This window comes from Methanogenium marinum (assembly GCF_028912405.1).
In the GTDB taxonomy this organism is placed as follows: Archaea; Halobacteriota; Methanomicrobia; order Methanomicrobiales; family Methanomicrobiaceae; genus Methanogenium; species Methanogenium marinum.
Window position 1 is genome coordinate 1,367,540 of the sequence record NZ_JAKELO010000002.1, and the last position, 11,840, is coordinate 1,379,379.

Below are 11,840 nucleotides of genomic sequence, written 5' to 3' on the forward strand. Positions count from 1 at the left end.
GTCTTGTTTTAGTTATCTTTTTTTGTTCCGGTATATGCCGGTTACTGCAAGGAGGCCCACTGCTGCACAGAGTGCGGTGAGAGGTGTTCCCGACTCGGTTGGTTCAGGAGTCGCCTGCGCTTCAGGGGCCGTTGTTGTGACTGCTGTGCCGGACGCGGCCGGTGCTTTAGCGATGGAGACAAAGATGAATGATGAGAGTCCTGCTGCAGGATCAGCTTCAAGGATCATCTTCCCATCCTCTGTGGTGCCTGCAGACCGAAGAGCGAGAACCTCTGCTGTGCCATCATCCATGATATGCACCAGACGCAGGACAGAGAGACCACCCATCTTTGTGATACATGCGGGGTCTGCCGTGATGCGGACTATTACATCACCCACATCCACGCCATTTTCCAAACCCCGTTTTTCAGCGTCCATCTGCCATCCGGCAGTGCTGACGCACTTTCCTTCAACGCCGAGTGCTGCATTTGCAGCACCCAGAATCTGTGCCGGTACAGCAGAGAGACCGGAGATTGGAGTCGCAATAACATCAATGTCTGCATCCATCGGGATCGTCATGAGATTTATCAGGAGGCAAATCTCAGGAGCCGCCCCGCTTGCACAGGTAACCATAACCGGTGTGGTCTCAACGGTAACATCTGTGATCTCTCCTGAGATAACACCGCTCTTGTCGGTGAAATCTGCAAAGCGTATCTTTAAGACGACATCTTCACGGGTGATGAACATCGTATTGCCAACAAATGTGATCTCATCTCCTGCGGACGCGGCCATCGGAACATTGACGCTCAGGTACATCCGGCCCTCGCTCAGGCGGAGGTCAGATCCCGGCGGAAGGGAGAGTGGATACGAGACCGCATCCGCCGTTACATCCTGCCCTTTTTCCGTTTCTCCATTTTCAGTGGATGAAACACCGGGAGCAGGGGCAGTGCTTGTCTGCACTTTGTAGTAGAATGCCTTTGGTGACTGTTCAGGTGTCTGACTCATCGACTCGCTGTAGTACCAGATCACCTTATCACCCGCTGAGACAGTGCATTTTTCTGCGGTTGTAACCGGTGATGCTCCGTTTACCTGGTACATCCAGCCTGCGACATCTTCAGAGGGTGTACCATCCACTTCAAAGATGAAGAGGCCACCATCCCATTTATCACTCACCTTAAAGCTGACACCCGCTGCTTTCAGGGTGCCCAAGGCACTCTGCCATGAGACAGCACAGGTCTCTTCGGAATTGTCTGCGACGACGTCAAAGGTGCCCGCGGGCAGAGTCACACTCTTCCAGACAACAGACGGCGTGTCACTGCCACCACCGCCTCCCCCAATCTGTGGAGTCGGTGTCGGGGAAAGAGTTTCATCAGTGATAGTGATACTCCGTGGGGTAGTGATCATGCCGGAGACTGGATCAGTTGCCGAGAATGTGACAACCCCTTCTCCCGGTGGAATGAACTTCACGGTTATTCCGTGGGCAAAAATAGGTGTACCACCGTTATATTGGAAAGAGACGGTGCCTTCCCTGTCAAGTGTTACCATCACCGGTTCACCAGCCCCGTCCTGAGTGACACTCAGAATGCTGATCGCAGCAGCCGGTGCTGTCACACAGATAAGAAGGGCAAGGAATGCCGCACAGACGCCTACAGCACGGTGCATACGATTCCCTCTGAGGTAACTGGCTTTGTGTATGGGAAAGTATCGAAAGAGTAAACCACGGCAAAGAGTTCATACTCACCGGCCGGGGCATTCAGGGGCACCTGTATATACACCGGAACTCCGGTCTTTTCCGTGCCTGCTTCCAGTTCAACGGTAGCAAGACCTGAAAGGCTGTTTCCTTCGGAATTTACGCCAGAAACGTCAATTACATACCATCCCGCAGATGCCTTCGTCACATCGAGGCGCCCGAGAATTGACCCACCCTGGGGGACTTCTGTTTCTGTAATCGTGAAGGCGCCAATGTCATCTTCGGGAACACTCACGTGAATTGTCACGAGGTTGGCCACACCGGTTGGTTCGGCAGGGAGCACATCGCCCCATCCTGAGTACCAGAATGAGATGGTGTCACCGTCACGGACTTTCTGGTCAATCCCAATCATGGAAACTTCGCCATTGTCAAACTGCTGCCAGTATTGTCCTGTGTCAGCGTCATATCCCATATCACCAAGAACGTTCAGAACTGAGCCCCAGTCACCGGCTGAGGTGTCGGTTGTAAATCCAAAGGCCTCGGATGCGGCTTGCAGAGCTCCTGCCGCAGTTGTCTCGTTCACAAGCGTGCCGTCAGAGAGCGCTGTCTGTTCTCCTTCACGCAGGACCACGCTTGCTTCACAGGAAGCACCCGGACCAAATGCAAAGAGGGTGTTCGTGTATTCAGCACCGATGTAGAGCGTCCCATCAGCAACTGCAGGAGAAGAACCCCAGAATGAGGCCCAGTTACCACCTTCCGGTTCCGGGAGAGGATAGCTCCACATTTCTGTGCCATTTACGGCAGAGAAGGCATAGAGAGAAGATTTTTCTTCATTCGTTGCAGCATAAACATACTCACCTGCTATCACCGGTGAAGTAGTTATTTTTGCTATATCCGCATTCCATACAGGAACTCCGCAGATATCAGTTACATCCAGACAGATAAGACCGCTTCCGGTTCCTACATAGACTCGGTTGTTCAAGCTGTCCAGTGCCGGCGTACTGGAGGTGCCTGCAATCTCCCGTGTCTCAAGTATACTCCCATCTGCAAGAGATACTTCATAGAGCGTCGTGGAGGTCGTGATATAAAGCGAGTCTAAATCGATTACCGGTGCCGATGCGATGGTAGAATCAAGGGAGATGTTCCAGATCTCTTCTTGTGTTGATATATCATACGCATAGAGTTCTGAAAGATTGGACGGGAAATAGACCACACCATCTGCTGCTGCAGGAGCAGTGAAATACGTCGCATTGGTCCACCCAACGTCCCAGGCACCAAATGCGACCGACCATTCCTCACTACCGTCTGCCAGGTTATAGACATGCAGACCGCCGTCGGATGGGGTCAGCACATAGAGGAGATCACCATAATAGAGTGGTGATGAGGTAAGACCAAAGAATCCGGCATTTTCATCCACAAGAACTGACCATTCTTCGCTCCCATCTGTGGTGTCCAGTGCGGTGAGGTAGCCGTCAAGGTCACCAACAATGAGCAGATCATCTGCGACAGTGAGACCGGATTCTGATCCGATTTCATACATCCAGAGCTCGTCTCCGGTGTCGGTATCATAACAGTATACCGCAAGCGTTACCTCTGGATCGTTCATATCGGGACCGGTCGCAACAAAGACACGACCATCCACCACGGCAGGGGATGAATCAATCGACCCGGGTGAAACCGACCAGCGGATATTCTCAGAAAGTGGGCCCACATCCTCGACATAGCCCGTACGCTGGGCATCGCCGTGGAACGTCGGGTAATCAAATGCTGTACAACCCTGCACCATGAGGAAAATAACCATGATGAGGAGAGAAAGACGAAGAGTAGTTTTGGGAATCATAAACAAACCAATTGCTCCTAACACAATTTGGTTTGCTCAAATTATATTTAGTTATATCCGATTAATTGTGTATTACCCATGATGATGTGAAAAAGGAGGGAAACCGATTAGAGATGCTCACGGACCAAAACCAGCCGCTCAATCTCCGAATACAAGCTGCTCCGGGATGAAACAACCGAACACCCCGCAGACCGGATCGCTGCAAGGAAGGAGTTATCTCCTGCCGGTGTGCAGTCGGTGAATCCCTCTTCAGGAGGCACATAGAGCACAAGCCGGGAGCGCCGTGCACTGGTGATGGCCCGAATATTTGGGAGATTTCCCTCCCCTACTGGCATTGCGGTGAGAATAATCACATCTGACTCATCAAGGTATGACCCGAGTGCATCACAAACGGCAGGGGTGATAGGTGCAAATGCAGGCACCGTTATGCAGGGGATTCCCAACTGTTTAGCTGCAGTATAATCTGAATCCATGGGTGAAAGCACACCTGTCGTCAGAATACAACCGGCAGCTGAGAGCATATACATCAGACCTGCTCCGGTGCCCCCGCCAGAAATTAGATGAATGCGGGCACCCCGCAGGGCGGGCGGCACCCCTTCACTCAGGGGTGTCACCAGCGGCCGACCGGTGATAGGATTGGTCTGGATCATCGCTGTTATCCCATACTCATCCCGCAGGTGACCCATCGTGAGCACCTCAGCAGGTGTGCCGATTGCACGAATACGACCCTCTGACATGAGAACAATCCGGTCACAGAACTCTGACGCCAGGTTCAGGTCATGGAATACCCCGATTTTTGTGACACTTTCACCCAGGTCACGGACGATGGAGAGGATCTCCACCTGGTGGTTGATGTCAAGATGGGCAGTCGCCTCATCCAGAAGAATCACCTTTGGCTGCTGGGCAAGCGCACGGGCAATGATTACCCGCTGCCGCTCACCTCCGGAAATGTCGGTCACCGGCCGGTCTGCAAGGTGGGCAACATTGGTCACCTCCATTGCCTCCCGCACAATACGGTAATCATCCGGATCATCCTTTGCAAACCGTTCTTTATGGGGGAAACGGCCCATCATGACGATGTCTCCGACCGTGTACGAGAAGTTCATCGCCGTCTCCTGCGGGACGACACCTACTGTTCTGGCCAGTTCCTTCTGTCCAAAGTCAGTGAGAGTCCGCCCCTCAAGGGTCACCACACCGCTGGAGATATCCAGCACCCGGCTGATTGCTTTTAGGAGCGTGGTCTTCCCGGAGCCGTTGGGCCCAATTATGCCGATGAAAGCCCCTTTTCCCGCTGCAAATGTGATGTCCCCGATGATATCTTTTCCACCATATCCCGCACAGAGATCGTCCACATTAATCATGCCCGCATCCTCCTGCGCAGCAGCATGATGAAGAAGGGTGCCCCGACAAAGGAGGTAATAACACCCACCGGCATCTCTCCCAGAAACGAGCGGACTATGGTATCAGCACCGAGGAGAAAGAGACCCCCTGCAAGCATCGCCGTCGGAAAGAGAATCCGGTGATCAGGTCCGACAACAAGCCGCATCACATGCGGGGTGATGAGCCCGATGAAACCGATTGACCCGGCAATGGAAACCGCAACCGCCGTAAGAGCCGATGCGACAAAGAGTAAAATCCGCTTGAATTGCTCCACATTGACCCCAAGATGCAGAGCATCCTCCTCACCGAGGGAGAGGATATTCAGGTCACGGGCAAGGATGAACAGGATAATACCTCCAACAGGGATGAGAAGCGCAAGCCAGACATCATCCCAGGAGACGTTCCAGAAGCCACCCATCAGCCAGAATATGATCTGGTGCAGGCTGTTCCCTGCCGAATACATAAGAAACGAGAGGATGGATGAGAAGAACATTGAAATCGCGACACCAGTTAACAGAAGAGTTTCCACCGGTGCACGACCGTTGCAGGTCGCGATGGCATAGACCAGAAAAGTTGAGCCAATGGCACCAATAAAAGCAAAGATCGGCAGAAAGAGACCGCCCATAAAGACAATGGTAAAGGCAGCACCAAACGCTCCTCCGGAAGATGTTCCGATGATATAGGGGTCCGCCATCGAGTTACGAAAGAGCCCCTGCATCGCTGTGCCGGCGGCAGCAAGGCCGGCACCGACGAGTATCGCTGCAATAACCCGTGGCAGACGAATGGAATATATGATGAGGTATGACGTCTGGTCAGGAAAAAACCCCGCAATGTCCCCGCCGGAGAAAAGTGTGAGCATCATTCCCACCATATCGTCCGGGATAAATGCAGCAAATGGAACCGTTGTTGGCCCAAGGCTCAGTGCAAAAAAGAATGCACAGACAAGCGCTGCAACAAGGATGGTGACAATACTGACAGTACGGGTACGGGAGGTCTCTGACATAGGTATTCTCACTACCGTTGGATCGATTAACTAAAATGTGTTTGCTTTAACCAAACAAAGTTTGTTTCATCGCAGGAGACCAGACCGCCCCCATGAACCGATCCCTGATCTCCCGTGCCCGGAAGGGAATACCCGGTGCTCTCGTATTGCCGGGAGCGATGACCGCATGGATGAAGTGGGGACCCGGCCCATGGGAACGATATGCTGCCCGGATGCTCTCCTCATCCTGCACCTTGCAGGTCCGGGTAAACCCTGCCCCACGGGCAATAAGTTCGAGGTCGGCTGTGGCATATGCATGAGTCGGCTGGTTACCGGTGCTGCCGAATGACCCGTTGTCAAGAGCGATTATCGTGAGATTTTTTGGCGCTTCTGCTGCCACCACCGGGAGAATCGCAGTCCCCAGGAGACTACCATCCCCATCAAAGACAACCACATCACGGTCCTGTCCGAGAGCAAGGCCCAGCCCTATGGGCGTCGCCTGTGTATAGCTCCCCATCATGTAGAAATTTTCCGGCCGGTCCCGGGCCGCATAGAGCTCATTACCAGGGATTCCAAGATTGGATACTGCCAGTTCACTGGTTAAAAGTGGTGCCACCGCAGCGATGGCATCTGCCCTCTGCCAGAGTGGTGTGGTAATAGTTCGTTCATAAGCTAGGTTTATTTCACGATTGCGGGGAGGATAATCCAAAGCTGGAGGAGTGCCAGAGGTACCTCCGATTCCTTCCCAAACCTTCGGAGAGATGAGGATTATATGCGGCCGGTGGTGCTCAAATGCATCAGCAATGGCTCCCTCAATGCGGTCAAGATCGCCTGCCTCATGGACTACCGTATAGACAATATCCAGTGCATCCAAAAGGTCGGGGATACGGATATTAAACGGCATCTGAACCTCAACTCTCTCCCTGTGAATACCTCGCCACGAAGCAAGGATGGGGAGTGGGAGTTCATACGGCACAGGAAGTGTCATGATTGCATTGAGCATCGTACCAAGGCCTGAACTCTGTATATGCATCATCGGACGATTTCCTGCGAGGAAGAGACCCGCACAGAGGCCGACACCGTCCTCCTCCCGCATAACGGTAATATGCCGGAAATTATCCTGAATCATACAATAGAGACCCTGTGTCCGATCACAAGGCAGGCTGACAACCGTATCCACACCGGCAGAAGCAGCGTAGCGCAGGGCGCTTTCTTCATGCATAGAACATCATCTCCCCGGGACACATCTGCTCCGTTTCCGGAGGGATCTCCCCTTCAGGCATATCTCCTCCATCACAAAAAAGTATCGACACCGCCGACAGGAAGTCACCATCCACTACCCCCCCTGGAGTAATATCTGCTGCGGATTCTGCTGCTATAATGCGACATTTAGCTATCATAGTTGAAATTCCCCCGTTAACAATTGATCTTTCAGATGTCCACAAAGCATCTCAGCCCGTGATCGGTCTGACTGTCGGAGCACAATTGGCACAACTGCTTCACTGTCATCTCTCAGGTGCAGGGCACCGGCTTTCATTGTATATACACCATTCGGGCAGGTGTGGACACAGGTCCCGCAGGCAACACAGCGTGAGCGCATAATTCCACCACCCATCATCACAGCCTTTGTCGGGCAGGCCTCGGCAGCGGTGCAGGGCCCGCAGAAGAGACAGTTCATGGGATTGACCTGCACGGTGAAATCGGTCTGCTGCCAGACATCGCCATAGGAAGCAGCGGAAAATGGGATACGATCGGTAATATCTGCCACCGGGAGAGAAATCTGATCATCTGTAACAGAGAGGCGGGTGATGTCATCTGCAGAGAGGATGGGTAGGGGTATAGTAACCGAGGTGAGGCACTCCGGACCATGAGAGGTAATAAATCCCCCCATCCACTCACCAACCATCGCACTGAGTTCAGCACAGGCGGCGAGGTTGCGACGTTCCGGCGTACTCCGGGTACCTTCCCCCATCACCAGACCAGGGGCACCATTTAACAGAAGTGGCGTGCCCGGCCGGATATGGGTGAGGTCAGGATCATTTTCGACCGGATTTATCTCTCCACACCCGGAGACAGTTGCTGCACTCATACGACCCTTCAGGGGGAGGACCGAAAAGATGGTGTGGATGGAGTCCGACGCACGGTTCACAAAGGCGGTATAATTACGGAAACAACTCCGTGTGGTGAAGATGCGGGCGGTAGTGAGATCCTCGATGTAGATGGTGTTCTCATAGGTCTTCCCACCGGCCTCTGCCACCACATCAACCTCTTTACCATCCACCAGATCCCGGAAGATATGACCGCCGCCATAAGACTCTGATGCAGCAGCAGTACCATAGACGATGAGATCAACGGTGCCCAGACGTTCATTCGGACAGGGTCCGGGGACAGCAGGAACACCATTAAGGGTGACAGTATCTGCCCGGATAAACGTACCAGGTGCTGCGACGGGAACGGTCATCACAGCGGCAGTGCCCGACATAATCCCAAAGGTGCCGGTCGTGACGATATCCACCTCGTCTACTGTGGGAATGTCCCCTTTTCGCACCCGTTCTTTCATCTCCATCGCTGTCCAGACGGCAGCCTCCCCTCGTGTCAGCCGGTCCCGGACTTCCTGCATCGTCTTCATTGTGCGCTCTTCTTCGTACAGACACTTATAGTACTCTCTTTTTTTCCATTCTGCACAGTATCATCCTATCGATGATTCATTGGTGTGACAAAGCAGATCATCACTTCAGACACGGATGCATACTCACTGTCTCACCTTCATTTTGTAGTACACAGGTGGTGCAAAACCTGTTTTCAGCCACAAAAACGAAGATAAATGCCACAACCTATTTTATTGCCTGAATTACCATTTCTGTCAGGAAGGTTTTTCATGATATACCAGAGAATGCCACATACCGTTCCAGAGAGGAGGATGTATGCTTTTTGACACAGTCTGCCTTGCAACCGACTTCTCTCCTATTTCAGCGAGGGCGGTAGATTATGTCCTCCGGCTCACGAATGCCGGGTGCAGGAAGGTTGTCCTCCTACATGTCTCCGATGGCCCAAAACACCACTTAATCATCAGTGAACCCCCCGGTCTTGATGCGGATTCGGCCACAATTTATGAGGACACCCTCCGTGACCATCTTCACAGGGAAGCACAACAACTTATGCTGGAGACCGCAACCCGCTTCCAGGAAGCAGGGCTCGAAGTTGAACCAGTGATCATCAGCGGCAACCCTGCAGATGAAATCGTGCGAATTGCAGAGAGCCGGGATGCCTCCCTCATCATAGTGGGTGCCCACGCCAGAAAAGGCCTCAAACAGGCATTTCTTGGATCAGTCTCCGCTGACGTCATCCGCCGCGCCCACCAACCTGTGCTCGTCGTGCGGGGATCTGACATACAGTGAGATGGAGAATTCTCTCCAATTTTTTTCAGAATCATTAAACTCACCAAATCCCTCATTTTTCCAAATCTATACTCTATACCCGCGATTTCAACTCAGTTTCTGCCGTCTGAATAAAATAATCGCACTCTCAGTATCCCTGTATCTCGGTATCCGGACAATCCTTATTCGAAAAGAGAAACCAGAAAAAATGAATTAAATTTTGAGTTTAACCCGGACGCACGCTCAGAATAACGACAGGGAGAAAGAAATGAAAAGAAACAGGAATCTCATAAGATACAGTGGGGTAAACCAACCGCATTACCCTAAATCATTCCTATTCTTTTTTTATATAGAGAACCCTAATTTCTATGGAATCGATTACCCGTGTGGTTTTGTGCCTGAAACCATAAAGGGGGATTTGAATAAACCATGGATTCACTCGTCTATCTGGCACCATTATGTGCCCTGATTGCTCTTCTCTTTGCGGGACTGTCCTTTAAAAAGGTTCAGTCCGAAGGGGAAGGCAGTGAGCTCATCAAGAAGCTCACAACCGTGATACACAAAAGTGCGATGGTGTACTTAAACACCCAGTACAAGTATATCGCGGTCTTTGTGATTGTACTCGCGATCATCCTGACGTTAATCATCAGCCCGTTAACCGCGGTCTGTTTCGTCATCGGAGCGGTTCTCTCCGCAACTGCCGGATATATTGGCATGTTCACCGCAACCTCCGCAAACGGCCGGACAGCACATGCAGCCACCCGTGGCATTGCTGATGCATTCCGCGTCTCCTTTGCATCCGGTACGGTCATGGGTATGACCGTTGTTGGTCTCGGCCTCTTTGGTCTTTCCGTTGCATTTATCGGAGTGTCCACTCTGATGGAAGGCGCCAACATCTATGAGATTGTCAATGTCATAGCAGGATTTTCCCTTGGTGCAAGTTCGATTGCTCTCTTCGCCCGTGTCGGTGGCGGTATCTTTACGAAGGCCGCAGACGTTGGTGCTGACCTCGTCGGTAAAGTCGAGGCAGGTATCCCCGAAGATGACGCACGAAACCCTGCTGTTATTGCAGACAATGTCGGTGACAATGTCGGTGACATCGCAGGTATGGGTGCGGACCTGTACGAGTCCTACGTTGGCTCAATCATCTCCACCATGCTTCTTGCTGCTGCAGCAATTCTCACTATCAGCAAGGGCGGAGACATCAGCCTGATTCTGGGCATCGATTCTACCGCAGCTCTCAGCGGCATGCCAGAGTACAACCTTGTCGTCCTCCCGATGATCATTGCCGCAGTCGGTATCATCTGTTCCATCATCGGTTCATTCTTCGTCAGAACAAAGAAGACCGAGTCTTCCGCGATTCACATGGCATTCAACATGGGCCTTGTGGCAGCACTGGTTCTTGTCGTCGCAGCAACCTATTTCATCGCAACCATGCTTCTCGGAAGCTATGGATTCGGTGTCTTTGTTGCCTGTGTCTCCGGTCTTGTGGCAGGGTTCCTGATTGGACAGGTCACCGAGTACTACACCTCCTACGAACGCAAACCAACCATGACCATCGCAGAGTCCTGTGAGACAGGCGCTGCAACAAACATCATCACCGGATTTGCAAAGGGTATGGAGTCTACACTCATCCCAACCCTCCTGATCGGACTTGCAATCTACCTCGCATTCCACTTCGCAGGCCTCTATGGTATTGCCATTGCTGCAGTCGGTATGCTTGCAACGCTCGGTATCTCCCTTGCAGTCGATGCATACGGACCTGTCGCAGACAATGCAGGCGGTATTGCAGAGATGAGCCACCAGCCAGAGTCTGTCCGTAAGATAACAGATACCCTTGATGCAGTCGGGAACACCACCGCAGCCATCGGTAAGGGATTTGCAATCGGTTCAGCAGCACTCACTGCTCTCGCTCTCTTTGCGTCATACGGTATTGCAGTAGGCCTCGAATCAATCGATGTCATGCAGCCTACTGTCTTCATCGGTCTTCTCATCGGTGCTATGCTTCCGTTCCTCTTCTCATCCATGACAATGATGGCAGTCGGACGTGCAGCATATGCTATTGTAATTGAAGTCCGCCGTCAGTTCAAGGAGATCGCAGGCATCATGGAAGGCACCACAGAGCCTGACTATGCAGCATGTATCTCTATTTCCACCAACTCTGCTCTGCGTGAGATGATTCTTCCGGGTGTCATCGCAATTGCAGCACCAATTATCGTTGGTATTGTCCTCGGGAAAGACGCACTCGGCGGTCTTCTCGTTGGTTCACTCGGCGCTGGTTTCATGCTTGCAATCACCATGGCAAACGCCGGTGGTGCTTGGGACAATGCAAAGAAATACATCGAAATGGGCCACCTCGGCGGCAAGGGATCAGATGCCCACAAGGCTGCTGTAACTGGTGACACCGTCGGTGATCCGTTCAAGGATACCTCCGGCCCTGCTATCAACATTCTTCTGAAGCTGATGAGCATCGTCGCAGTGGTCTTTGCACCACTCTTCCTCTAATTTTATTTTTTTGCCCCGAAAGTGGGTGTATCATTTTGGCTATTATGGTAACTGTGGTTTTTTTTTTAATGCAGGCCTGTTTGTTGC

General features: G+C 52.2%; 9 protein-coding genes. 2 read left to right on the forward strand and 7 right to left on the reverse strand.

Going from position 1 to position 11,840, the window contains the following annotated elements; translation table 11 throughout:
• Window positions 1-12: 12 nt before the first annotated feature.
• From L0665_RS07015 to L0665_RS07045, 7 genes are all read right to left on the reverse strand, one after another.
• Window positions 13-1,641, reverse strand: coding sequence for a DUF4430 domain-containing protein (locus L0665_RS07015; RefSeq protein WP_274924984.1), 1,629 nt, complete (start codon window positions 1,639-1,641; stop codon window positions 13-15).
• Window positions 1,626-3,509 carry an outer membrane protein assembly factor BamB family protein gene (locus L0665_RS07020; RefSeq protein ID WP_274924985.1) on the reverse strand — a complete coding sequence of 628 codons (1,884 nt, stop codon included), beginning with the start codon at window positions 3,507-3,509 and terminating at the stop codon, window positions 1,626-1,628. The genes L0665_RS07015 and L0665_RS07020 overlap by 16 nt, the downstream gene beginning before the upstream one ends.
• A 107-nt stretch (window positions 3,510-3,616) precedes the next feature.
• Window positions 3,617-4,870: an ABC transporter ATP-binding protein gene (locus L0665_RS07025; RefSeq protein WP_274924986.1), complete on the reverse strand. Its 1,254-nt coding sequence runs from the start codon at window positions 4,868-4,870 to the stop codon at window positions 3,617-3,619.
• On the reverse strand, window positions 4,867-5,892 hold the full coding sequence (locus L0665_RS07030; RefSeq protein ID WP_274924987.1) for a FecCD family ABC transporter permease: 1,026 nt from the start codon (window positions 5,890-5,892) through the stop codon (window positions 4,867-4,869). Before L0665_RS07030 ends, L0665_RS07025 begins: the two co-directional genes overlap by 4 nt.
• Before the next feature lie 46 nt (window positions 5,893-5,938).
• Entirely contained in the window at window positions 5,939-7,093 is a 1,155-nt protein-coding gene (comE, locus tag L0665_RS07035; RefSeq protein ID WP_274924988.1) for a sulfopyruvate decarboxylase subunit beta, read from the reverse strand.
• On the reverse strand, window positions 7,086-7,271 hold the full coding sequence (locus L0665_RS07040) for a hypothetical protein (RefSeq protein ID WP_274924989.1): 186 nt from the start codon (window positions 7,269-7,271) through the stop codon (window positions 7,086-7,088). Before L0665_RS07040 ends, comE begins: the two co-directional genes overlap by 8 nt.
• Window positions 7,268-8,500 (reverse strand): methanogenesis marker 16 metalloprotein, encoded by a 1,233-nt coding sequence (locus L0665_RS07045; protein ID WP_274924990.1) that lies wholly within the window; start codon window positions 8,498-8,500, stop codon window positions 7,268-7,270. Before L0665_RS07045 ends, L0665_RS07040 begins: the two co-directional genes overlap by 4 nt.
• 295 nt (window positions 8,501-8,795) lie before the next feature.
• Between L0665_RS07045 and L0665_RS07050 the strand changes: the two genes are divergently transcribed.
• Both L0665_RS07050 and L0665_RS07055 read left to right on the forward strand, forming a co-directional pair.
• Complete coding sequence (locus L0665_RS07050; protein ID WP_274924991.1) at window positions 8,796-9,269, forward strand: universal stress protein; 474 nt, start codon at window positions 8,796-8,798, stop codon at window positions 9,267-9,269.
• 408 nt (window positions 9,270-9,677) lie between these two features.
• Window positions 9,678-11,753: a sodium-translocating pyrophosphatase gene (locus L0665_RS07055; protein WP_274924992.1), complete on the forward strand. Its 2,076-nt coding sequence runs from the start codon at window positions 9,678-9,680 to the stop codon at window positions 11,751-11,753.
• The last annotated feature ends 87 nt before the right edge of the window (window positions 11,754-11,840 follow it).

Bases quoted from the DNA above. Each gene is read 5' to 3' on its own strand.
- L0665_RS07040 (WP_274924989.1), bottom strand. From the start codon at position 7,271: ATGATAGCTAAATGTCGCATTATAGCAGCAGAATCCGCAGCAGATATT.
- L0665_RS07055 (WP_274924992.1), top strand. From the start codon at position 9,678: ATGGATTCACTCGTCTATCTGGCACCATTATGTGCCCTGATTGCTCTT.
- L0665_RS07025 (WP_274924986.1), bottom strand. From the start codon at position 4,870: ATGATTAATGTGGACGATCTCTGTGCGGGATATGGTGGAAAAGATATC.
- L0665_RS07020 (WP_274924985.1), bottom strand. From the start codon at position 3,509: ATGATTCCCAAAACTACTCTTCGTCTTTCTCTCCTCATCATGGTTATT.
- L0665_RS07015 (WP_274924984.1), bottom strand. From the start codon at position 1,641: ATGCACCGTGCTGTAGGCGTCTGTGCGGCATTCCTTGCCCTTCTTATC.
- L0665_RS07030 (WP_274924987.1), bottom strand. From the start codon at position 5,892: ATGTCAGAGACCTCCCGTACCCGTACTGTCAGTATTGTCACCATCCTT.
- L0665_RS07050 (WP_274924991.1), top strand. From the start codon at position 8,796: ATGCTTTTTGACACAGTCTGCCTTGCAACCGACTTCTCTCCTATTTCA.
- comE (WP_274924988.1), bottom strand. From the start codon at position 7,093: ATGCATGAAGAAAGCGCCCTGCGCTACGCTGCTTCTGCCGGTGTGGAT.
- L0665_RS07045 (WP_274924990.1), bottom strand. From the start codon at position 8,500: ATGAAGACGATGCAGGAAGTCCGGGACCGGCTGACACGAGGGGAGGCT.